Source organism: Streptomyces griseoruber, assembly GCF_001514205.1.
Taxonomy (GTDB): Bacteria; Actinomycetota; Actinomycetes; order Streptomycetales; family Streptomycetaceae; genus Streptomyces; species Streptomyces griseoruber.
On sequence record NZ_KQ948764.1, the window covers coordinates 616,247 to 637,383 of the forward strand.

Consider the following 21,137-nt stretch of genomic DNA (forward strand, 5'->3'; position numbering starts at 1 on the left):
CTGGTGAGGGAGGACTTCCTGCTGGGGAAAGCTTCCTGGTGGGGAAAACTCCCTGGTCAGGGAAAACCCGTTGCCCTCCTCCCCCGGTCCGCCGACCATGGCCCCTCGTGGTTACCGACTCACTGCGCGCGCTTCTTCCCGATCTCGCCCCCTGGCGGGCCTCCCGTGACTTCCGGCGGCTCTGGTTCTCGGGGCTGATCTCGAACTTCGGGAGTTTTCTGACGTTCGTCGCGCTGCCGGTGCAGTTGAAGGAGCTGACAGGGTCCGCGGCGGCGGTGGGGGCGATCGGGGCCGTGGAGCTGGTGCCGCTCGTCGTGTTCGGGCTGTACGGGGGCGCGCTCGCGGACGCCCTCGACAAGCGGACCCTGATCGTGTGGACGGAGGTCGGGCAGGGTCTGCTCAGTGCCGCGCTGCTGGTGAACGCGCTGCTGCCGGAGCCCGCCGTGTGGCCGCTGTATCTCGTCGCGGGGCTCTCGGCCGTGCTGTACTCCGTGCAGCGGCCCGCGCTGGACTCGCTGTGGCCGCGGATCGTCGCCCATGAGCATCTGCCGGCCGCCACCGCGCTGAACTCGCTGCGCTGGACGGTCGGCGGGGTGGCGGGACCGGCGGTCGCGGGCATCGTCGTGGCGTACGCGGGCCTCGGCTGGGCCTACGCCGCCGACGCGTTCACCTTCGCCGTCTCCGTCGCCCTGACCGTGGGCATCGCCGCCTCCCCCGCCGTGCACGAGGCGGCGAAGCCGTCCTGGCAGGCGATCACCGAGGGCGCCCGGTACGCCTGGGGCCGGAAGGAGCTGCTCGGGACGTACGCCGTGGACCTCGCCGCGATGTTCCTGGCCATGCCGCTCGCCGTGCTGCCGTTCCTCGCCGACGAGCTGGACGCCGAGTGGTCGCTGGGCCTGATGTACGCGTCCGTGCCGGCCGGCGCGATGCTGGTGAGCCTGACGAGCGGATGGACCTCCCGGGTGCACCGGCACGGGCGGGCGGTGGTTCTCTCGGCCGCGCTGTGGGGCGTGGCGATCGCGGGCGCGGGGCTCGTCGGCAACGTATGGCTGGTGCTGCTCTGTCTGACCCTCGCGGGCGGGTGCGACATGGTCAGCGGGATCTTCCGGGGCGCGATGTGGAACCAGACGATCCCGGACGAGCTGCGCGGGCGGCTCGCCGGGATCGAGCTGCTGTCGTACTCGGTGGGGCCGACGGTGGGCCAGGTCCGCAGCGGCGGTTTCGCGGCCTGGCTGGGGGTGCGGACGTCCGTGTGGTCGGGCGGAGCGCTGTGCGCCGGCGCGGTGGGGCTGCTGGCCCTGTGCCTCCCGGCGCTGATGCGCTACGACGTACGGACCGACGAGCACGCGGCCCGCGAACGCGAGCGGCGCACGACACAGACGCCCGCACCGGTCACCGGCGGCCAGGTGTACTGATCACGAGCGTCGTTGACACTCGCCGACTCCCCCACGCTCGGCCGCGCTCGCGCGGGAGGGGCCCCGTCGCACCGTCACTTTCCTGCGGCCCGATCCGAACGACAGGCCCTAGTCGTCACCGGCCTCGGTCTTCGGGGCGTCGTGCCAGCGGGGGTCGTTCTCCCACTGGAGGTTGCGCTCGCGGGCGCTCTCCATGGCGTGTTCGGCCTCCTGGCGGGAGGCGTACGGGCCGAAGCGGTCCTTGCCGGGGCAGTCCGGCCCCTCCTCGACCTTCTTGTGCTCCAGGCAGTAGTACCACTCGCCCGGCTTTCCCGTGACGCGCCGTTTGAACAGGGGCATGACCGGCTCCTTTCGCCACCCACATGTTCCCCCGTGGCCGCTCGATAGACTCGCCGGTATGTCTGGCCAGTCGCTGCTCGTGCCCGGGGAACTCTCCCCCACCCGTTCCGTGCCCGGAAACATCCGCCGTCCCGAGTACGTGGGCAAGCCCGCGCCGAAGCCGTACACCGGTGGTGAGGTGCAGACCCCGGAGACCGTCGAGGCGATGCGGGTCGCCGGGCGGATCGCCGCGCGGGCGATGGAGGAGGCCGCCAAGCTGATCGCGCCGGGGGTGACGACCGACGAACTGGACAGGGTGGCGCACGCGTACATGTGCGACCACGGCGCCTACCCCTCCACGCTCGGCTACCGCGGCTTCCCCAAGTCGCTGTGCACCAGCGTCAACGAGGTGATCTGCCACGGCATCCCGGACTCGACGGTGCTGCGCGACGGCGACATCGTCAATCTCGACGTGACGGCGTACATCGGCGGGGTGCACGGCGACAACAACGCGACCTACCTGGTCGGGGACGTCGACGAGGAGAGCCGGCTGCTGGTGGAGCGGACCCGGGAGTCCCTGAACCGTGCGATCAAGGCGGTCCGGCCGGGGCGGCAGATCAACATCATCGGGCGGGTCATCGAGTCGTACGCCAAGCGGTTCGGGTACGGCGTGGTCCGGGACTTCACCGGCCACGGGATCAACTCCTCGTTCCACTCCGGGCTGATCATCCCGCACTACGACAGCCCGCACGCGACGACCGTGATGCAGCCGGGGATGACCTTCACGATCGAGCCGATGCTGACGCTGGGGACGCACGACTACGACATGTGGGACGACGGCTGGACCGTGGTGACCAAGGACCGCCGGCGCACCGCCCAGTTCGAGCACACGCTGGTCGTGACGGAGACCGGCGCGGAGATCCTCACGCTGCCGTAGGAGGCGAAGGCCCGCTCCCCGTGCGGAGCGGGCCTTTTCTTGTACGCTTTTACCGACAGGGTGTCGGCAAAAGCATTGACTTAGGTAAGCCTTACTTTGGAGGATGGGCCGTATGGACTCCTTCTCGACCGTCATCCGCACCGCCTCCCACGAGCAGCACAGGGAGGCCGAGACCTCGACGTTCATGAGCGACCTGCTGGGCGGCCGGCTCGGCGTGCAGGCGTACGCGCGCTACACCGAGCAGCTCTGGTTCGTCTACGAGGCACTGGAGACCGGCGCCGGGCGGCTGGCGTCGGACCCGGTGGCCGGACCGTTCGTGCGGCCCGAACTGTTCCGGCTGGCCGCGCTGGAGCGGGACCTGGCGCATCTGCGGGGAGCGGACTGGCGGGCGGGACTGTCGGCCCTGCCGGCGACGCGGGCGTACGCGGACCGGGTGCGCGCCTGCGCCGAGGACTGGCCGGCCGGGTACATCGCCCACCACTACACGCGCTACCTCGGCGATCTCTCCGGAGGCCAGATCATCCGCGACCGGGCCGAGAAGGCCTGGGGCTTCGAGAAGAGGGGCGACGGCGTCCGCTTCTACGTCTTCGAGGGGATCGGCAACCCGGCGGCCTTCAAGCGGGACTACCGGGAACTGCTCGACGCGGTGCGGGCGGACGACCTGGAGAAGCAGCGGATCGTCGCCGAGTGCAAGCGGGCCTTCGCGCTCAACACGGCCGTGTTCCGGGCGCTGGGCGAGGAGTTCCCGCTGTCGGCCTGAGGCCGCCGACGGCCGCGGACCGGGATACGGCAGCGGGCCCCTTCCCCGTGGCGGGAAGGGGCCCGCCGTCTGCCGCGGTCCGGTCCGGTCAGAACCAGCCGCAGTGCGCGCCACCCCAGAAGATGTCGCTGGAGACCGTGTCGATCTTGCCGATGTACGGGCTGCACACGGGCTCGTGGTCGACGCCGTACTCGGCTTCCGAGCCGTAGTGGCCGCCGTGGCGCGGCCCCTCGTCGGCGGTGGCGCTCGTCGCACCGGCGGCGGCCAGGGCGATCCCCAGGACGGTGGCGGCCAGAACTGATCGGATACGCATGATGCTCCTCTCGCGGAGGCGGAGTGGTCACGCCAGAGGTAACCGTTCGGCTCCCGGCGCACACGCGGGACCACCCGTACGGCCGCCCGGAACACCACGGACGCCCGCGGCCGGATGTATCGTTCGGCGCTCATCCCCCGGCGATCAGCGCTCGGCGCCCTCCAGACGGACCCGGCCGCCGATCTCCACCCATCCGTACGGCTGCGGGGCGGTGAGGATCTGGGAACCCGCGCCCTGGGTGATGTTCAGGGCGCGGCCCAGCTGCTCGGTGAGCAGGAGCGCGGCGGCTCCGGTCGCCTCGTCCTCCTCGATGCCGTCGCCGCGGCCGGGGAAGCCGCGGGCGCGGATCCGGCCGGCGGGCTCGTCCTCCCAGGCCCAGGCGTAGATCCACTCGCCGGGCGCCGGCACGCTCAGGTCGTCGATCTCGGCGGCGCTCGCGTACTGGCGGAACGTGCGCGGCGGAGCCCATTCCGCGCGCGCCTCGATCCAGCTGAACTCCCCGTCCAGGCGGGCGCCGACGACCCCGGCCGGGGTGACCAGTTCGGGGACGTCGAGCAGCCAGGCGGCGCCGACGCAGGGGTAGCCGGCGAACGGCAGGCGGGCGGTGGGGGTGTAGATGTCGATGATCCCGCGCTCGGGGTCGTCGACGAACACCGTCTCGCTGAAGGCGAGTTTCGCCGCGAGGGCCTGGCGGTCCTCCCGGTCCGGCAGCACCGAGCCTTCGCGGACCACGCCCAGTTCGTTGCCGTAGCCGCCGTTCGGCGCGCAGAAGACGCGGAGCACGTCGTAATCAGTCACTCCGGAATTGAAGCACCGCCCGGACGGGGTGCCTTAGACAGGTGAGCGGACGAGGCAGCGGGTGAGCCGCCACGGAAACGGCGTGGGGCCGCGGGGCAGCTCACCCTCGGGCTGGTGCCGGCGCCGCTCGCGCTCGTGCCGGTGGCCGGGGCACCCGGGGCCTGCGCGACGCCGGTCGGGGACGTGCTCGCCTCCGTGCAGCACCATCTCGGGCCCGCAGGACGGGAGCTGGACCGGGTCGCGGAGTCGGTGCCGTGGAACGTGCGGTCCCGAGGATCGTGCCGGCGCTGCTCGTCGGGGCCTCGCCGGGGTGCGCCGGGGCTCCGACGCAGGGCGCGTTCGTCGTCGGTCCGCGGCTCCCGGAACGCTTGCCCCGGGAGCGGTGCTCGCCGAAGCCGCCGGGGGGGTGCGGCTCGCAGGGCGGGACGTGCTCCAGTGGGCGGACATGCAGGCCGGGCCGGGCAGGTGCCGGCACGGGTGGGGCCCGACGGGGCCGGGAAGTCGACGCTGCTCGCCGCGCTCGGGCGGCTTCGCCGCGCGGCCGTTCTCCGCGTCGAGCGGCGATGAGCGGGCCCGGGTCGGGCCCGGCCGGGTGCCGGCCCAGCTCAGGCATCAGGAGTTCTCCGGTGAGGAGCACTCACCGTGCCCCCGAAGCGGAATCTTTGAATCTCCTTTGACCTTTCATTGGGGTCTGTTTTGAGCCACCGTGATCATCTCGTGCTCTTACACCGTCTATGAGAGCTGAATCACGGCACAGGCGGGTATTACGCAGGTAAGCCTTGGATAAGTTAGGCGAGGCTCACCAATCCTCGTGAGTCCCGTCACGTGAATATTCCGCCATCGCCGGGAGCCCGAATGCGAGCCGCCAGACTGTCCGTCGTCACCGCCGTCGCCGCCGTGACCGCACTGACCGCCGTCACCGGCTGCACCGAGAAGAGCGATGCGAAAGACGGCGACCGCATCATCAACGTGACCGCCACCGACTCCGCGTGCAAGACCTCCAAGAAGGAGATCTCCGCCGGACACGTCGAGCTCTCCATAGAGAACAAGGGCTCCAAGGTCACCGAGGTGTACGTGCTCTTCCCGGACGACCGGGTGGTGACCGAGCGGGAGAACATCGGGCCCGGCACCAAGCAGCGCGTCACCGCCGAGGTGAAGGCCGGCACCTACCAGATCGCCTGCAAGCCCGGTATGAAGGGCACCGGCATCCGTCAGGACCTCAAGGTCACCGGCGGCAGCGTGGCCCAGCGCGATCCCAAGCTCGACAAGGCGGTCGCCGACTACCGCGAGTACGCCCAGGAGCAGGCCGACGCCACCATCCCGCTCGTCGAGACCTTCGCCAAGGCCATCAAGGCGGGCGACCTCGAAGCCGCCAAGAAGGCCTACGCGCCCTCGCGCCTCGGCTGGGAGCGCACCGAGCCGATCGCCGAGTCCTTCGGGGACATCGACCCCCTGACCGACACCCGCGCGGACGGCCTCGAGGACGGCCAGAAGTGGACCGGCTGGCACCGGCTGGAGAAGTCCCTCTGGGAGGACAAGAAGATCGGCGACGAGGAGAAGACCCTCGCCGACCAGCTCGTCACCGACCTGAAGGACTGGCAGAACCGGGTCGGCAAGGCCGAGATCACCCCGACCTCCATGGCCAACGGCGCCAAGGAACTGCTCGACGAGGTCGCCACCGGCAAGGTCACCGGCGAGGAGGACCGCTACTCGCACACCGACCTCTCCGACTTCAAGGCGAACGTCGAGGGCGCGCAGAAGGCGTACGAGCTGCTCAAGCCGGTCGCGCAGACCAACGACAAGGCGCTGACCACCGAGCTCGACAAGCAGTTCGCCGCGCTGAACACGCTGCTCGACAAGTACCGCACCGACAAGGCCTCGTACGACTTCGTCTCCTACGACAAGGTCACCGAGGCACAGCGCAAGGAGCTCTCGGACGCGGTGAACGCGCTCGCCGAGCCCCTCTCCAAGCTCGCCGCGGCCGTGGTGAAGTAGGGGGTACGGCAATGACCGAGATGACCGGGACGACCGGGATCACCGAGACCAAGGACGACACCAACCCGTCCCGGCGGTCGCTCATCGGGTGGGGCGGGGCCGGGCTCGCGCTCGGCGCCGTCGCGGCCGGCGGCGCGGTGGCGATGACCCGCACCGGCGACGACGTCGAGCCGACGGCCGCCGAGACCGGTGCCGCGGTCGCGTTCCACGGCGCGAACCAGGCCGGTATCGCCACGCCCGTCCAGGACCGGCTGCACTTCGCCGCGTTCGACGTGGACACCACCGACCGCGCCGAGTTCGTCCAGATGCTCAAGGACTGGACGGCCGCCGCGCGCCGGATGACCGCCGGGAAGACGGTCGGCGACGGGGCGTACGGCGGACTCGCCGAGGCCCCGCCGGACGACACCGGTGAGGCCCTGGGCCTCAAGCCCTCGCGGCTGACGCTGACCATCGGCTTCGGGCCGTCCCTCTTCGCGAAGTTCGGGCTGGCCGACCGGCGGCCCGACGCGCTCGTCGATCTGCCCAAGTTCGCCGGGGACGCCCTCGACGCGAGCCGCTCCAACGGCGATCTGTGCGTCCAGGCCTGCGCCGACGACCCGCAGGTCGCCGTGCACGCCATCCGCAACCTGGCCCGCATCGGCATGGGCAAGGTCTCCATCCGCTGGTCGCAGCTCGGGTTCGGCAAGACCTCCTCCACCACCCCGGACGCGCAGACCCCGCGCAACCTGATGGGCTTCAAGGACGGCACCCGCAACATCGCGGGCACCGAGACCGACCGGCTGAAGAAGTTCGTGTGGGTCGGCGAGAAGGACGGGCCCGAGTGGATGGTGGGCGGCTCGTACGTCGTCGCCCGGCGGATCCGGATGCACATCGAGACCTGGGACCGCACCTCGCTCCAGGAGCAGGAGGACGTGTTCGGGCGGGACAAGGGCGAGGGCGCGCCCGTCGGCAAGGCGAAGGAGCGTGACGAGCCGTTCCTGAAGGCGATGAAGCCCGACGCGCACGTACGGCTCGCGCACCCCGACGCCAACCACGGGTCGACGATCCTGCGCCGCGGCTACTCCTTCACGGACGGCACCGACGGTCTGGGGCGCCTGGAGGCGGGCCTGTTCTTCCTGGCCTACATGCGCGACGTGAGCAACGGGTTCATCCGCATCCAGCGCAATCTCGCGACCGACGCGCTCAACGAGTACATCCAGCACGTGGGTTCGGCCGTCTTCGCCGTGCCGCCGGGCGTCCGGGACAAGGACGACTGGTGGGGCCGGACGCTGTTCTCCGAGGAGGCGTAGCCCGTGTTCTCCAACTATCTGATCGGCCTGCGCGAAGGTCTCGAGGCCTCGCTCGTCGTCTGCATCCTCATCGCCTACCTGGTGAAGACCGACCGCCGGGACGCGCTGAAGCCGGTGTGGACCGGGATCGCGATCGCCGTCCTGATCGCGATGGGCTTCGGCTGTGTCCTCGAATTCGGCTCGCAGGAGCTGACGTTCGAGGCGCAGGAGGCGCTCGGCGGCTCACTGTCGGTCCTCGCGGTCGGCCTGGTGACCTGGATGGTCTTCTGGATGCGGCGCACCGCCCGGCATCTGAGGTCGGAGCTGCACGGCAAGCTGGACGCCGCCCTCGCGATGGGCACGGGCGCGCTGGTCGCGACCGCGTTCCTCGCGGTGGGCCGGGAGGGCCTGGAGACCGCCCTGTTCGTGTGGGCGTCGGTGCACGCGGCCGGTGACGGCACCCCGCGCCCGCTGATCGGGGTGGCCCTCGGCCTCGCGACGGCCGTGTTCCTGGGCTGGTTGTTCTACCGCGGGGCGCTGCGGATCAACCTCGCGAAGTTCTTCACCTGGACGGGTGGCATGCTCGTCGTGGTGGCCGCGGGCGTGCTGGCGTACGGCTTCCACGACCTCCAGGAGGCCGACTGGCTGCCGGGGCTGAACAGCCTCGCCTTCGACATCAGCGGCACGATCCCGCCGGACAGCTGGTACGGAACGCTGCTGAAGGGCGTGTTCAACTTCCAGCCCGATCCGACCGTCCTCCAGGTCACGGTGTGGCTGCTGTACCTGGTCCCCACGCTCGCGCTGTTCCTCGCCCCGGTAGGGTTCGCCTCCGGGAAGGGGAAGGTGAAGGCTCCTGATGACGCACCTGACGACCGCGGATCGAGGCAGTCGAAGGCTCCGCAGGCTTGAGCGGAGCGCGCTGTGGGCGGCCTCCGCGACGGCTTTGTCCTTGACGGCGAGCGGTTGTGTGGTCGTCCACGGGGAGCGCGTGGTGCTCCCCTCGGCGACCCCGGCGGAGGCCGCGAAGGCGCTCGATCAGTTCACGGCCGCGTACAACAAGGCGGACCAGGCGTACGACGGTTCCCTGGACGCCGCGTACACGACCGGCGCCCTCGGGGCCATCGACGCGGCGCGGTTGAAGGCCGGGAAGGTCAACAACCCCGGCGGCAACCCGCAGCACACCCCGCTGGTGCTGTCGGACGCGACGTACACGATCCCCAAGAAGGCGGGCTGGCCGCGCTGGTTCGTCGCCGAGGCCACGGCGAACAAGGGGGGTGACGCCCGGTGGGTGCTGGTGTTCACCCGGGGCGACCTCTCCGAGCCGTGGCAGGGAACGTATCTGACGCTGGTGGCGCAGGGCGCGATGCCCAGGTTCAGCAAGGACAAGGACGGCTGGGCCGAGGCGGTACCGGCGGACTCCGCCGAACTGACGCGGGCGCCGGGGGACCTGAGCAAGGAGTACACCGCCTACCTCAAGGACGGCGGGGGTGTGTTCGCGGACGGCGCGTACACCAGCACCCTGCGCACCACGCGGGCGAAGAACGCCGAGAAGCCGGGGCTGGTGCAGCAGTACGTCGACGAGCCGCTGACCGGTGGGGAGTTCGCTCCCCTGGCGTTGCGGACGGCGGACGGCGGGGCGTTGGTGTTCTTCTCCTCGCACCACTACGTCAAGCAGACGGCCGCGGCGGGGGCGTCCGTGCCGGCGCCGAACGTGAGTGTGAAGGCGTTGACCACCGGGGAGATCAAGCAGTCGCTGACGATGGAGTTCGTCGCGAACGAGATCGCCCTGGACCCGGTGAAGGGCTCCGGGGACGGGAAGGTGTCCTTGCTGAGCCGGCTGGAGGGGCTGACCGCCGCGAAGGGGGAGTGAAACCCCGAAGGGGGGAGTGAAACCCTAAAGGCCGAAGGCCTCTACATGGCGGGCGCAGGCGTCCGTCAGGGTTTCCAGGAGGCTCAGGGGGTCCGGGAGGGGGTGTTCCGGGCCTCTCAGCCAGTGGACCGACCGGCCGTCGTCGCCGGGGAGGCGGGCGGGGGGTACGAGGACGTAGGAACCCCGGCAGTGCCAGCGCAGGCCGGGGTGTTCGTCCATCGTCTCGGGGTGGCAGTCCAGCTCGCAGGGCCACCATTCGTCCTCGTCCTCGGGGGTGCCCCGGGTGAGGGTGAAGAAGAGGAGGCGGCCGTCGTCGCTCTCGGCGACCGGGCCGACCTCCACGCCCGCGCCGAGGAGCCGGTCGAGGGCCTCGCGGCCGGCTTCCAGGGGGACGTCGAGGACGTCGTGGGTCATACCGGTCGCGGTGATGAAGTTGGCCTGCGGCTGGTGCCGGGCCCACCGCTCGATCTGGGCGCGGTCGGTGGTCGACTGGGTCTGCCAGGCGAAGGACACCGGGTGCCGGGCCGGGGTGGGACAGCCGACGCGGTCGCAGGAGCAGCGGTAGTCGGCGGCGGGGTGCGCGGCGGGCGCGAGGGGCAGTCCGGCCCCGGCGGCGGCGAGCAGCAGGGCCTCACGGCCGCCGGCGTCGGCGGTCTGCGTCGGGCCGCTTCCGCGCAGCCACCGGGCGAGTCTGCCCCGCAGGCCGATCGGGCCGCCGAACTCCGCGCTCATCTATCCCCTCGCCTCGCTGGTGATGCGGACAGCATGCCTTATGGTCCCATCATCCTGCGCATCGGGGGTCCCGTACCCCCAAACGGGGCAAAACCCGTCAGCGGGGTGCGAGTCCGTACAGGGCGTAGTCGACGAGGGTGTCCGTGTAGTCGTACGAGATCGGGCCGGTGTACTGGAGCCAGCGCTGGGCGAGCGGGGAGACGAAGAGTTCGAGGGCGATGCGCGGGTCGATCCCGGGGCGGAGCTGGCCGGCGCGCTGGGCGGAGCGCAGGCGGTCGACGTAGAGCTGGAGCTGGGGTTCGAGGAGTTTGGCGACGAACTCGCGGCCCAGCGGTTCGTTGACCACGCCCTCGGCGGTCAGGGCGCGGGCGGGGGCCTCGAAGCGGGGGTCGAGGAGTTCGTCGACGGTGGCGCGCAGGACGGCCTTGAGGTCGGCGGCGAGGTCCCCGGTGTCGGGGAGGGGGTCCGGCGTGTGGCCCGCGGCCTCGGCGGCCTGCTCGCCGAGGTCGAGGAACGCCTCCAGCAGGACGTCGGCCTTCGACCCCCACCAGCGGTAGATGGTCTGCTTGCCGACGCCCGCGCGGGCGGCGATCCCCTCGATCGTGGTCTTCGGGTAGCCCGTCTCGGCGACGAGCGAGAGGGCCGCCTCGTAGATGGCGCGGCGGGACCTCTCGCTGCGGCGGCTGGTGTCGGGGGCCGGTCTGGCGGGCTGGGTGACCATGGGTCGACGGTACGGCCTACTCGTGGGGGTAGCGCACCCCGATCCGTTCCCGTACGGCGTCCAGGGTGCGCATCACGGCGAGGGTGCCGTCGAGCGGGGCGAGCGGGGACTCGGTCTCGCCGGCCCTCAGGGCGCGCATGACCTCGCGGGCCTCGTGGCGGAGGGTGGTGCGGGGGCCGTCGGCGGGGTCGGCGGTGAACTCCTCGGGGTCGCGTCCGGCGCGGTGCAGGACCAGCCGGTCGGGGTGGAAGAACCCGGAGGGGATGTCGATGCGGCCGCGTGAGCCGGTGACGGAGGCGGTGGTGCCGGTGCCGCCGGCGACCGAGCAGTGCAGGGCGGCGAGGGCGCCGGAGTCCCAGGACAGGGCGAGGGCGGTCTGGAGGTCGACGCCCTCGGCGGAGAGGACGGCCTGGGCGGAGATGCCATCGGGTTCGCCGAGCAGGAGGTGGGCGAAGGAGACGGGGTAGACGCCGAGGTCGAGGAGGGCGCCGCCGCCCTGGGCGGGATCGCGCAGCCGGTGAGAGGGCGGGAAGGGGCCTTCGAGGCCGAAGTCGGCCTGGACGGTGCGCACCTCGCCGATCGCGCCGTCGTCGACGAGGGCCTTGAGGCGGCGGATCAGCGGGTTGCAGTACATCCACATGGCTTCCATGAGGAAGCGGCCGTTGTCGCGGGCCAGGGCGACGAGTTCCTGGGCCTCGCGCACGTTGAGCGTGAACGGCTTCTCGCACAGCACGGCCCGCCCGGCCTTGAGGCAGAGGCCGGCGGCGGTGCGGTGGGCGGAGTGCGGGGTGGCGACGTAGACGACATCGATGTCCGTGTCCTCGGCGAGCGCGCCCCAGTCGCCGTAGGCCCTGGGGATGCCGAAGCGTTCGGCGAAGGCCTGTGCGGAGGCTTCGGTGCGGGAGCCGACCGCGACGACCTCCGCGTCGGGCAGGTCGACCAGGTCCGCCGTGAACGCGGCGGCTATGCCGCCGGTCGCCAGGATTCCCCATCGCACCGTGTCCGTCGTCATACCCCGTCCCGTCCTCGTGCCGTACCAGCAGTCGTTCCGAGCTGAGAGCATAGGTGGCCAGGACAGGGATGAGGGAGGGGCGGCGGCATGCCGGAGGGCGGGGCGACACCTCAGGTGTCGGAGACGACGGCCGTCGCGCCGCCGTCGGCCGGCCGGCGCCGGACCGGTCTGCTCGTCACCCTGGTCCTGGGCGGTCTGACGGCCACTCCCCCGCTGTCGATGGACATGTACCTCCCGGCGCTGCCGGAGGTCACCCGTGGTCTGCACGCGCCCGCGGCGACCGTCCAGCTCACGCTGACCGCCTGTCTGGCGGGCATGGCGCTGGGGCAGCTGGTGGTCGGGCCGATGAGCGACCGGTGGGGACGGCGGCGCCCGCTGCTGGCCGGGCTCGCGGTGTACGTCGTCGCGACCGTGCTGTGCGCGCTCGCGCCGACCGTGGAGCTGCTGATCGCGTTCCGGCTGGCGCAGGGTCTCGCGGGCGCGGCCGGGATCGTGATCGCGCGGGCCGTGGTCCGTGACCTCTACGACGGTGTGGCGATGGCCCGCTTCTTCTCGACCCTGATGCTGATCTCCGGGGTGGCGCCGGTGGTGGCGCCGCTGATCGGGGCGCAGATCCTGCGGGTGACGGACTGGCGGGGTGTGTTCGCGCTGCTCACGGTGGTGGGGCTGGCCCTGGCGGTGCTGGTGTGGGCCCGGCTGCCGGAGACCCTGGAGCCCGCCGGGCGGCACGGGGGCGGGGTGGGTGAGGCCCTGCGCTCGATGCGCCGGCTGCTGGCCGACGCCTCCTTCACCGGATACCTGCTCGCCGGCGGCTTCGCCTTCGCCGCGCTGTTCGCGTACATCTCGGCGTCCCCGTTCGTCGTCCAGGAGATCTACGGCGCCTCCCCGCAGACGTTCGGTCTGCTGTTCGGGGTCAACTCGGTGGGGCTGGTGCTGGTCGGGCAGATCAACGGCAAGGTGCTGGTGGGCCGGGTCCGGCTGGACCGGGTGCTGGCCGTGGGGCTGACGGTGGTGGCGCTGGCGGCGGCCGCGCTGCTGCTGATGGCGTCGGGAGTGTTCGGCGAGGTGGGTCTCGCGCCGGTGGCGGCGGCCCTGTTCGTGCTGATGTCGGCGATGGGGGTGACGCTGCCCAACGCGCAGACGCTCGCCCTGATGCGGGTCCGGCACTCCGCCGGGTCCGCCTCCGCGCTGCTGGGTACCTCCTCCTTCCTCATCGGCGCGATCGCCTCCCCGCTGGTCGGGATCGCCGGTGAGCACACCGCCGTCCCGATGGCCGTCGTCCAACTGGCGGCCGCGCTGGTGGCGCTGGCCTGTTTCATGGGAATGTGCCGTCCCTGGAGACAGACCGTGGAGGAGAGCTGAGCGCACCGAGACTGCGCGTCGACACCCCGGAACGGGCCGGGCTCGACCCGGAGGAGATGCGCCTCCTCGCGCTCGACGTCAGGGACCTGACCACCGGTGACCGGCCCTGGGCCGCGGGCGCCGTGGTCGTCGCGGGCCGTGGCCCGGTGATCGCCGTCCAGGAGGCGGCGGGCTGGGCGGTGCGGTACGCGTCCTACGACCCGCGCGCCGACGCCGGGGTGGAGCTGCCGCCCGGGGCACGGGTTCCGATGACCGTGGACACCCCCTTCGACCTGGCCTCCCTCACCAAGCTGTGCACCTCGGTGGCGGCCGTGCAGCAGATCGAGCGGGGCACGCTGGGCATCGACGCCCGGGTCGGCGCCTATCTGCCCGACTTCCGCGGGGCCGCCGCGCACGGCATCACGGTCCGGCAGCTCCTCACCCACACCTCGGGCCTGCGCCCCGAACTGCCGCTGTACGACTGCGCGGACGACAGGGAGCGCCTGGAGCTCCTGCGCGCACAGACACCGGACGGGGAGCCCGGTACGTACGTCTACTCCGACCTGAACATGCTCCTGCTCCAGCAGCTCCTGGAGCGCCTCACCGGGCGGACCCTGGACGTCCTGGTGCACGAGGGGATCACCCGGCCGCTGGGCATGACCTCGACCCGTTTCGGCCCCTGCCCGGGCGCGGCGGCCACCGAGGACCAGCGGCGGCCGTGGGCGAAGGCGGACCGGGGGATGCTGCGGGGCGAGGTGCACGACGAGAACGCGTGGGCGCTCGGCGGGGTGGCCGGGCACGCGGGCCTGTTCTCCACCGGCCGCGACCTGGCCGTCTTCTGCCGCACCCTGCTCGCGGGCGGTTCCTACGGCCCCGCGCGCATCCTCGGCCCGGACTTCGTGGAGCTGCTGCTGACCCCGCCGGGGCTGGGCTTCGCCGTCGACCGACCGTGGTTCATGGGCGAGCTGTCCGGCGGGGGCGCGGCGGGCCACACCGGCTTCACCGGTACGTCCCTGGTCCTGGACCCGGCCACGGACACCTTCGTGGTCCTGCTGGCGAACACGGTCCATCCGGTGCGCAGAACCCCGGACAGCGGGCCGCGGGCGCTGGCGGGGACGCGGATGGCGAGGGCGGTGCGGTGAACCCGCCGGCCGCGACCTGAGAAAATCAGCGGGTGAACGTCTCCGTCTCCGCCGCCGAAACCCTCCGTAGCGCCCTCGGGGAACTCCTCGACGGCCTGCCGCCCAGGCAGGCCGCCGCGGCCGTCGAGCGGCTCATCGCCGCCTACCGGGGGTCCACCCCCACCGACGCCCCCATCCTGCGGGACCGCGCGGACGTGGCCGCCTATGCCGCGTACCGGATGCCGGCGACCTTCGAGGCGGTGTGCTCGGCGCTGGAGGCGTTCGCGGACGCGGTGCCGCAGTGGACCCCGGGCAGCCACACGGACGTGGGCGGCGGGACGGGGGCGGCGACCTGGGCGGTGAGCACCGTCTGGGACGGGTCGCGCCCGGTGACGGTGCTCGACTGGGCGGAGCCCGCGCTGGCCCTGGGCCGTGAGATCGCCGCCGCGAACCCGGCGCTCGGCGACGTCCGCTGGCGGCGCGCCCGCATCGGGTCGGCCCTCGCGCTGGACCCGACCGACCTCGTGACGGTCTCGTACGTCCTCAACGAGCTGGCCGCCCCCGACCGCGCCGCGCTGGTGGACGCCGCCGCCGGAGCCGCGCAGGCCGTGGTGATCGTGGAGCCGGGCACCCCGGACGGCTACGCCCGGATGATCGAGGCCCGCGACCGGCTGATCGCCGCCGGTTTCCACATCGCCGCGCCCTGCCCGCACAGCGCCGGCTGCCCGATCGTGCCCGGCACGGACTGGTGCCACTTCTCTGCGCGGGTCAGCCGCTCCTCCCTGCACCGGCAGGTCAAGGGCGGCTCCCTGCCGTACGAGGACGAGAAGTTCTCGTACGTCGCCGCCGCCCGCTTCCCGGTCTCCCCCGCGCCCTCCCGTGTCGTACGCCGGCCGCAGATCCGCAAGGGACAGGTGCTCCTCGACCTGTGCGAGACCGAGGAGCGGCTGACCCGGACGACGGTGACGAAGAAGCACGGCGAGCTGTACCGGGCGGCCCGCGACGCGGACTGGGGCGACACCTGGCCGCCGGTTTCCTAGGCGGGCTTCAGTCCCTGGTCGCCGGCCTCGGTGACGAAGGACGCGGCGTGCTGAGGGGGCGCCCTGGGGGGCTTGACGCGACGAGCGCGCCCGACGACTGCCCTCCCGGCAGCCGGGATCGCCACGTGGCCGATCCGGTACAAGGCGAAGGGCGGACCGGCGAGTTCGCATGCCGCATGCCCGACCAGCATTTCCTGTCATACGCTGCGGGCCCATGAATCCCAAGGAGAGCACTGGACAGGGGAAGGTCGCGGTCGTCACGGGCGCCGGATCCGGTATCGGGCGGGCGGTCGCCGTGGAACTGCTGCGCACGGGCTGGTCGGTGGGGCTCGCCGGCCGCCGGGCCGAGACCCTGGAGGCGACGGCGGCGCTGGTGCCGGGGGCCGCGGGTCTCGCCGTACGGACGGACGTCTCGGATCCCGCGGACGTGGCCGCCCTGTTCGCCGCCGTGCGGGAGCGGTTCGGGCGGCTGGATCTGCTGTTCAACAACGCGGGGACCTTCGGGCCGGGCGGTGTGCCGTTCGAGGACCTGCCGTACGACGCCTGGCGGCATGTGGTGGACACCAACCTCAACGGGGCGTTCCTGTGCGCGCAGGCGGCGTTCCGGCAGATGAAGGAGCAGGAACCGCGGGGCGGACGGATCATCAACAACGGCTCGATCTCGGCGCACTCGCCGCGCCCGCTGTCGGCGCCGTACACCGCGACCAAGCACGCGCTGACCGGGCTGACCAAGTCCCTGTCCCTGGACGGGCGGGCGTACGGCATCGCCGTCGGGCAGATCGACATCGGCAACGCGGCGACCGAGATGACGGCCCGGATGGAGACGGGCGCGCTCCAGGCCAACGGCGAGATCACGCCGGAACCCGTGATGGATGTGACGGACGTGGCGCGCACGGTGCGGCACATGGCGGAGCTGCCGCTGGGGGCGAACGTGCAGTTCGCGACGGTGTTGGCGACGGCGATGCCGTACGTGGGGCGTGGGTGAGGGGCCCACGGGCCGTCAACTCCTCGGCGCATACAAGCGGAATTTGGCCATCCGGGCCATTGCGGCCGGTAGCGGGCTTATGCTCAACTCTTCTCCACGAGAACTTCACACTTTCAGCACGAGAACGCCTCGCTGATTGAGCCATACCGAGGGGGGGAAGGGCAGCCGTTCCGCATCACCGGGTGGGGGTGGACCTCGCATGGGACCGCGAGGTGCGCACCGGGGGTGCGGAACGGCTGCCACTTATTCGGGCGCCGGGCCGGGTTCGCGAAGGGGGGCGCTGTCGTCCGCGGAGTGCGGGAGCGTCGTGGTTTCTCGCGCCCCTTTGGCCCGTTTCCTGCGGCGGGTCTCGTAAGCTCCCGCCGCCAGCAGCAGGATCGCGCTTCCCGCGCCGCCGAGCGTGCCCCAGCTTCCGCCCGAGCCGGACGTCTTCGTCGCCTGCGCTCCCGCGTGGGGTGCCTCCCCGGAGGGCGAGGCACTCGCGCCGCCCTCACCGAGGGGCTCGACCAGACGGCCCACGGCAGTCGCCGAACCGCCCTTTCCGAAGCCCCAGTCCAGGAGGGCGGCCGTCTCCTCGTAGACCGCGTTGTTGCCGCTCCTGGGGTGCAGAACCGTGACCAGGAGGGTGCGGCCGTCTCTGGTGGCGGCGCCGGTGAAGGTGTTGCCGGCGTGGGTGGTGTAGCCGTTCTTGACGCCGACCATGCCCTGGTACGGGGTGACGCCGTACGTTCCCGACAACAGGCGGTCGGTGTTCTCGATGCGGAAGGTCTTGCGGCCCCCGGCGGGGAAGTCGGCGGCCCTGGTGGCGCAGTAGGCGCGGAAGTCGGCGTCCCGCAGGCCGTGCCGGGCGAAGAGGGTGAGGTCGTAGGCGGAGGAGAGCTGGCCGGTGTGGTCGTAGCCGTCGCAGGAGACGACGTGGGTGTCCAGGGCCTGGAGGTCCGCGGCCCGGGCCTGCATCTCGGCGACCGTCCTGGCGACCCCGCCGTTCATGAGGGCGAGGATGTGCACGGCGTCGTTGCCGGAGCGCAGGAAGACGCCCTGCCAGAGCTGCTCGACGGTGTAGGTGAGGCCGGGCTTGAGGCCGACGAGGCTGGAGCCGGCGGGGATGCCGGCGAGGTCGGCGTCGGTGACGGTGTAGCGCTCGGTGCGCTCGAACCTGCCCAGCAGGGTGTCCGCGAACAGCATCTTCAGCGTGGAGGCGGGCGCCAGCCGCCGGTGCGCGCGGTACGAGGCGAGCACCTCGCCGGTGTCGTGGTCGGCGACCAGCCAGGCGCGGGCGGTGAGCTTCTTCGGCAGGCCGGAGGGGACGGCCGCCTGGACGCCGTCACGGGCGAGCCGGGCCCCGCCGACCGCCGTGCCCGTCGCGGCGGCCGAGGGAGTGGCCAGGGCGAGGGGCGCGAGCGCGGCGGAGGACAGCAACGAGCGTCGGGAAAATGCGTGCACGGCGGGACCGTACAAGGGGATCCTGTGGGCGTCCAAACACCGTGATGCTCGGCCAGCCAACCCCTTCCACCTGGGAAAACCCCCTCCACAGCTTAGGAATGAGCTGTCTGATGGAATTCTGATCCAGGCGTCCGGAATCGGTCCTCATTCTCAGTCCTTACACATCTTTTACTCAGTCCGGCTCAAAGGTTCCTCCCTAGTTTTTGGGTCGCGTCCACAGCGGGCGCCAAGAACCTTCGAGGAACGGGATGTTTGGCATCTATCTCAAGCGCGAGCTGGGCCGGCGCAAGAAGGCGGCCCTGGTCATCGCTCTGGGTCTGGCGCTCGGTATCGCGCTGGTCATCACCGTCAACTCGGTGTCGGCCGGTATGACGCAGGCGCAGGACAAGGTCCTGCAGTCGCTGTACGGCCTCGGCACCGACATGACGGTCACGAAGGCACGCACGGCGCCCACCAGCAACAGCTCCGGTCAGCCGAGATTCGAGTTCGACGCCAAGTCGAACGACGACGACACCGAGCAGAGCTCGGACCGGGTGATGACTCAGGGCGGTCAGGCCCTGAAGTCCTCGCTGGTGACGAAGGTCGCCGACCAGAAGGGCGTGGCGGCCGCGGTGGGCGCGCTCACCCTGAACGTGACCAAGGTCGACGGCTCCTTCACCCAGGGCAAGGCGCAGTCCTCCACCAGCGGCAGCGGCAGCGGCCAGGGCGGTCCCGGCGGCGGCCAGGGCAGCGGCTCCACCGCGGCCCCGCAGGTCCAGGGCGGCGGCGCCTCCTTCGACGTCAACTCCTACTCCGTGGCCGGCGTGGACGTCACGAACCAGGACCTCGGCCCGCTGGCCGGCTCGAAGATCACCTCGGGTACGGCCTTCACCTCCGCCCAGACCAACGCGAAGGTCGCGGTCGTCAGCAAGTCGTACGCCAAGGAGAACAAGTACAAGGTCGGCAAGACCCTGAAGATCTCCGGCACCAAGTACAAGATCATCGGTATCGCGACGCCCGACAGCAGCGACTCCACCACCGATGTCTACCTGCCGCTGAAGCAGGCGCAGACCCTCGCCGACGCCAAGAACCAGGTCACCACGATCTACGTCAAGGCGACCGACTCCCAGCAGATCGACACCGTCAAGGCGACGATCCAGAAGAACATCTCCGGTACCACGGTCACCACCTCCGCCGACCTCGCGGAGACCGTCTCCGGCTCCCTCTCCACCGCCTCCAACCTGGCGACCAGCGTCGGCAAGTGGCTGTCGATCGCGGTGCTCGCCGCCGCCTTCCTGGTGGCCGCGCTGCTCACCTCCTCCGCCGTGTCCCGCCGGGTGCGTGAGTTCGGCACCCTGAAGGCCCTCGGCTGGCCGAGCCGCCGGGTGACCCGGCAGGTCGTCGGCGAGTCCATCGTCAACGGTCTGCTCGGCGGTGCCCTCGGTATCGCGCTCGGCCTGGGGGCCGCGTACGCGGTGACCGCGATCAGCCCCAAGCTGACGGCCGAGCTCGGCAGCACCGGCGGCGGTGGCGGCATGGGCGGCGGCCCCGGCGGTGGCGGCCCCGGCCAGCAGTCCGCCTCCAACACCATGGAGATCGCCCTGTCGGCTCCCGTCTCCGCGACCACCATCGCCCTCGCGGTGGGCCTGGCGGTGGCCGGCGGTCTGATCGCCGGCGCGATGGGCGGCTGGCGCGCGTCCCGGATGCGCCCGGCGGACGCGCTGCGCAGCGTGTCTTAACACCCCCTGCCGGGGCGCCGCAACCGACCCTCTCCCCCCGGGTCAGCGGCGCCCCACCCCTCTTCTTCTCTTCTCTCAACGCGGCTACGGATACGGAGCTGGAGCACCCATGTACAGACTGACCGGCGTCACCAAGCGCTACTCGCGCGGCAAGGAGACGGTGGAGGCCCTGCGCGGCATCGACCTGACGATCGAGGACGGCGACCAGCTGGTCATCCAGGGCCCGACGGGCGGCGGCAAGTCGACGTTGCTGCAGATGATCGGCGGCCTGGACCGTCCGACCGAGGGCAGCGTCGAGCTGGACGGCGTCGACCTCGCCCGCATCAGCGAGGCGAAGCTGACCCGGCTGCGGGCCGAGAAGATCGGCATCATCTTCCAGTCCTTCAACCTCATCCCGACACTGACCGCGCAGGAGAACGTCGAGACGGCGCTCGTCCCTCTGGGCGTGAAGCCCGCCGAGCGTCGCGAGCGCGCGGCGGAGGCCCTGCGCTCGGTGGGCCTGGGCGAGCGCCTGGGCCACGCCCCCTCGGAGCTCTCCGGCGGCCAGCAGCAGCGCGTCGCGATCGCCCGCGCGCTGGTGAAGAAGCCGAAGGTACTGCTCGCCGACGAGCCCACCGGCAACCTCGACGAGGGCACCCGCGACGACATCATGGCCCTGCTGGAGGGCCTGTGGCACGAGTACGGCCTGACCTTCATCATGGTCACCCACGACTCGTCGATCGCCCGCCGCGCCCCGCGCCTGGCCACGATCAAGGCGGGCCAGATCACGCTGACCGAGCAGCACGCGCAGAACACGTACGTGCCGCAGGGTCAGGGTCAGGGGCAGGGGCAGGGGCAGCAGGAGCCGTACGCGGGGCACGGCACGCAGCAGGGGTACCAGGCCTACTGAGCGGCAGCTGTTTGCAGGGCACCCTCGGGGAAGGGGCCGCCCGCCGAGGACGGCGGGCGGCCCCTTCCCGCTGTCATGCCTGTCCGGTCTCGAACCGTGCGATGTGCCCGTCGCCGGTGACGTCGAAGTGCCAGCGGGTGCGCATCTCGCCCCAGGTGTCGTTGCGGTAGTTCACGACGAGGTCCTGGCCGCGGTTCGACTCGTTGACGACGTCCATGTGGCCCCGGGAGGAGAAGATCTCCCGGTCGATCCACTGCGCGACGTCGCGGTCGGAGCCGTCGTCCGCCATGGTCGCGTCGGGCGTCAGGATGCTCAGGCAGGCCTCCTGGTCACCGTCGTTGACGGCGTTGACGAAGGCCCGGACGGCCGGGTCGGTGAGTTTGCCGGTCTTGATCGTCATAAGGGCAGCGTCACACCGCCCCAGGCCCCCCGCCACCCGAACGGCGCCCAGGAGGGGCCGG

At 71.6% G+C, this 21,137-nt stretch carries 21 protein-coding genes; 13 read left to right on the forward strand and 8 right to left on the reverse strand.

The window, feature by feature from the left end; translation table 11 throughout:
- Positions 1–107 precede the first annotated feature (107 nt).
- The gene (locus tag AQJ64_RS07120) at positions 108–1,415 is read left to right on the forward strand and encodes an MFS transporter (protein ID WP_055638796.1); all 1,308 of its coding nucleotides are present in this window, start codon (positions 108–110) and stop codon (positions 1,413–1,415) included.
- A gap of 108 nt (positions 1,416–1,523) precedes the next feature.
- On the opposite strand, the gene AQJ64_RS07125 is transcribed toward AQJ64_RS07120, so the two are convergent.
- Positions 1,524–1,754: a hypothetical protein gene (locus AQJ64_RS07125; protein ID WP_055638795.1), complete on the reverse strand. Its 231-nt coding sequence runs from the start codon at positions 1,752–1,754 to the stop codon at positions 1,524–1,526.
- A 58-nt stretch (positions 1,755–1,812) separates the two neighbouring features.
- Between AQJ64_RS07125 and map the strand changes: the two genes are divergently transcribed.
- Positions 1,813–2,670: a type I methionyl aminopeptidase gene (map, locus tag AQJ64_RS07130; RefSeq protein ID WP_055638794.1), complete on the forward strand. Its 858-nt coding sequence runs from the start codon at positions 1,813–1,815 to the stop codon at positions 2,668–2,670.
- A 112-nt stretch (positions 2,671–2,782) separates the two neighbouring features.
- The gene (locus AQJ64_RS07135) at positions 2,783–3,430 is read left to right on the forward strand and encodes a biliverdin-producing heme oxygenase (RefSeq protein WP_055638793.1); all 648 of its coding nucleotides are present in this window, start codon (positions 2,783–2,785) and stop codon (positions 3,428–3,430) included.
- Positions 3,431–3,518: 88 nt separating this feature from the next.
- Here the strand turns inward: AQJ64_RS07135 and AQJ64_RS07140 are convergent, their stop codons facing one another.
- Complete coding sequence (locus AQJ64_RS07140) at positions 3,519–3,743, reverse strand: hypothetical protein (protein WP_055638792.1); 225 nt, start codon at positions 3,741–3,743, stop codon at positions 3,519–3,521.
- Between the two features lie 144 nt (positions 3,744–3,887).
- The gene (locus AQJ64_RS07145; RefSeq protein ID WP_055638791.1) at positions 3,888–4,541 is read right to left on the reverse strand and encodes a PhzF family phenazine biosynthesis protein; all 654 of its coding nucleotides are present in this window, start codon (positions 4,539–4,541) and stop codon (positions 3,888–3,890) included.
- An 855-nt stretch (positions 4,542–5,396) separates the two neighbouring features.
- On the opposite strand from AQJ64_RS07145, the gene efeO reads away from it, so the two are divergent.
- From efeO to AQJ64_RS07165, 4 genes are read left to right on the forward strand one after another with little or no spacing between them, the layout of a single operon-like run.
- Positions 5,397–6,536: an iron uptake system protein EfeO gene (efeO, locus tag AQJ64_RS07150; RefSeq protein ID WP_055638790.1), complete on the forward strand. Its 1,140-nt coding sequence runs from the start codon at positions 5,397–5,399 to the stop codon at positions 6,534–6,536.
- An 11-nt stretch (positions 6,537–6,547) separates the two neighbouring features.
- A complete protein-coding gene (efeB, locus tag AQJ64_RS07155) occupies positions 6,548–7,825 on the forward strand; it encodes an iron uptake transporter deferrochelatase/peroxidase subunit (RefSeq protein ID WP_240512981.1) in 1,278 nt (425 codons plus the stop codon).
- Between the two features lie 3 nt (positions 7,826–7,828).
- Complete coding sequence (efeU, locus tag AQJ64_RS07160; protein WP_055638789.1) at positions 7,829–8,713, forward strand: iron uptake transporter permease EfeU; 885 nt, start codon at positions 7,829–7,831, stop codon at positions 8,711–8,713.
- Positions 8,661–9,674: an SCO2278 family lipoprotein gene (locus AQJ64_RS07165; RefSeq protein WP_079061503.1), complete on the forward strand. Its 1,014-nt coding sequence runs from the start codon at positions 8,661–8,663 to the stop codon at positions 9,672–9,674. Before efeU ends, AQJ64_RS07165 begins: the two co-directional genes overlap by 53 nt.
- 24 nt (positions 9,675–9,698) lie before the next feature.
- Here AQJ64_RS07165 and AQJ64_RS07170 read toward each other — a convergent pair whose 3' ends face one another.
- The 3 genes from AQJ64_RS07170 to AQJ64_RS07180 all read right to left on the reverse strand — a co-directional run bounded on the left by AQJ64_RS07170 (position 9,699) and on the right by AQJ64_RS07180 (position 12,139).
- Positions 9,699–10,406: a bifunctional DNA primase/polymerase gene (locus AQJ64_RS07170; RefSeq protein ID WP_055638787.1), complete on the reverse strand. Its 708-nt coding sequence runs from the start codon at positions 10,404–10,406 to the stop codon at positions 9,699–9,701.
- A 97-nt stretch (positions 10,407–10,503) separates the two neighbouring features.
- On the reverse strand, positions 10,504–11,127 hold the full coding sequence (locus AQJ64_RS07175; protein WP_055638786.1) for a TetR/AcrR family transcriptional regulator: 624 nt from the start codon (positions 11,125–11,127) through the stop codon (positions 10,504–10,506).
- Positions 11,128–11,143: 16 nt separating this feature from the next.
- On the reverse strand, positions 11,144–12,139 hold the full coding sequence (locus AQJ64_RS07180; protein ID WP_055638785.1) for a Gfo/Idh/MocA family protein: 996 nt from the start codon (positions 12,137–12,139) through the stop codon (positions 11,144–11,146).
- Between the two features lie 87 nt (positions 12,140–12,226).
- Between AQJ64_RS07180 and AQJ64_RS07185 the strand changes: the two genes are divergently transcribed.
- The 4 genes from AQJ64_RS07185 to AQJ64_RS07205 all read left to right on the forward strand — a co-directional run bounded on the left by AQJ64_RS07185 (position 12,227) and on the right by AQJ64_RS07205 (position 16,626).
- Complete coding sequence (locus AQJ64_RS07185; RefSeq protein ID WP_059202490.1) at positions 12,227–13,501, forward strand: multidrug effflux MFS transporter; 1,275 nt, start codon at positions 12,227–12,229, stop codon at positions 13,499–13,501.
- A complete protein-coding gene (locus AQJ64_RS07190) occupies positions 13,465–14,622 on the forward strand; it encodes a serine hydrolase domain-containing protein (protein WP_055631890.1) in 1,158 nt (385 codons plus the stop codon). Before AQJ64_RS07185 ends, AQJ64_RS07190 begins: the two co-directional genes overlap by 37 nt.
- A 32-nt stretch (positions 14,623–14,654) precedes the next feature.
- Positions 14,655–15,641 (forward strand): small ribosomal subunit Rsm22 family protein, encoded by a 987-nt coding sequence (locus AQJ64_RS07195; protein WP_055631891.1) that lies wholly within the window; start codon positions 14,655–14,657, stop codon positions 15,639–15,641.
- A gap of 214 nt (positions 15,642–15,855) precedes the next feature.
- Entirely contained in the window at positions 15,856–16,626 is a 771-nt protein-coding gene (locus AQJ64_RS07205) for an SDR family oxidoreductase (protein WP_055631893.1), read from the forward strand.
- A gap of 243 nt (positions 16,627–16,869) precedes the next feature.
- Here the strand turns inward: AQJ64_RS07205 and AQJ64_RS07210 are convergent, their stop codons facing one another.
- Positions 16,870–18,069, reverse strand: coding sequence for a D-alanyl-D-alanine carboxypeptidase family protein (locus tag AQJ64_RS07210; protein WP_240512464.1), 1,200 nt, complete (start codon positions 18,067–18,069; stop codon positions 16,870–16,872).
- A 248-nt stretch (positions 18,070–18,317) separates the two neighbouring features.
- Here AQJ64_RS07210 and AQJ64_RS07215 point away from each other — a divergent pair, with 248 nt between their 5' ends.
- On the forward strand, positions 18,318–19,787 hold the full coding sequence (locus tag AQJ64_RS07215) for an ABC transporter permease (RefSeq protein WP_055631894.1): 1,470 nt from the start codon (positions 18,318–18,320) through the stop codon (positions 19,785–19,787).
- A gap of 109 nt (positions 19,788–19,896) precedes the next feature.
- A complete protein-coding gene (locus AQJ64_RS07220; protein WP_055631895.1) occupies positions 19,897–20,676 on the forward strand; it encodes an ABC transporter ATP-binding protein in 780 nt (259 codons plus the stop codon).
- Positions 20,677–20,749: 73 nt separating this feature from the next.
- Here AQJ64_RS07220 and AQJ64_RS07225 read toward each other — a convergent pair whose 3' ends face one another.
- Positions 20,750–21,076 (reverse strand): hypothetical protein, encoded by a 327-nt coding sequence (locus AQJ64_RS07225; protein WP_055631896.1) that lies wholly within the window; start codon positions 21,074–21,076, stop codon positions 20,750–20,752.
- Positions 21,077–21,137: the final 61 nt, after the last annotated feature.

Bases quoted from the DNA above. Each gene is read 5' to 3' on its own strand.
- AQJ64_RS07165 (WP_079061503.1), top strand. From the start codon at position 8,661: ATGACGCACCTGACGACCGCGGATCGAGGCAGTCGAAGGCTCCGCAGG.
- AQJ64_RS07185 (WP_059202490.1), top strand. From the start codon at position 12,227: ATGCCGGAGGGCGGGGCGACACCTCAGGTGTCGGAGACGACGGCCGTC.
- AQJ64_RS07125 (WP_055638795.1), bottom strand. From the start codon at position 1,754: ATGCCCCTGTTCAAACGGCGCGTCACGGGAAAGCCGGGCGAGTGGTAC.
- AQJ64_RS07140 (WP_055638792.1), bottom strand. From the start codon at position 3,743: ATGCGTATCCGATCAGTTCTGGCCGCCACCGTCCTGGGGATCGCCCTG.
- AQJ64_RS07220 (WP_055631895.1), top strand. From the start codon at position 19,897: ATGTACAGACTGACCGGCGTCACCAAGCGCTACTCGCGCGGCAAGGAG.
- efeB (WP_240512981.1), top strand. From the start codon at position 6,548: ATGACCGAGATGACCGGGACGACCGGGATCACCGAGACCAAGGACGAC.
- AQJ64_RS07205 (WP_055631893.1), top strand. From the start codon at position 15,856: ATGAATCCCAAGGAGAGCACTGGACAGGGGAAGGTCGCGGTCGTCACG.
- AQJ64_RS07180 (WP_055638785.1), bottom strand. From the start codon at position 12,139: ATGACGACGGACACGGTGCGATGGGGAATCCTGGCGACCGGCGGCATA.
- AQJ64_RS07170 (WP_055638787.1), bottom strand. From the start codon at position 10,406: ATGAGCGCGGAGTTCGGCGGCCCGATCGGCCTGCGGGGCAGACTCGCC.
- AQJ64_RS07225 (WP_055631896.1), bottom strand. From the start codon at position 21,076: ATGACGATCAAGACCGGCAAACTCACCGACCCGGCCGTCCGGGCCTTC.
- efeO (WP_055638790.1), top strand. From the start codon at position 5,397: ATGCGAGCCGCCAGACTGTCCGTCGTCACCGCCGTCGCCGCCGTGACC.
- AQJ64_RS07215 (WP_055631894.1), top strand. From the start codon at position 18,318: ATGTTTGGCATCTATCTCAAGCGCGAGCTGGGCCGGCGCAAGAAGGCG.
- map (WP_055638794.1), top strand. From the start codon at position 1,813: ATGTCTGGCCAGTCGCTGCTCGTGCCCGGGGAACTCTCCCCCACCCGT.
- AQJ64_RS07135 (WP_055638793.1), top strand. From the start codon at position 2,783: ATGGACTCCTTCTCGACCGTCATCCGCACCGCCTCCCACGAGCAGCAC.
- AQJ64_RS07175 (WP_055638786.1), bottom strand. From the start codon at position 11,127: ATGGTCACCCAGCCCGCCAGACCGGCCCCCGACACCAGCCGCCGCAGC.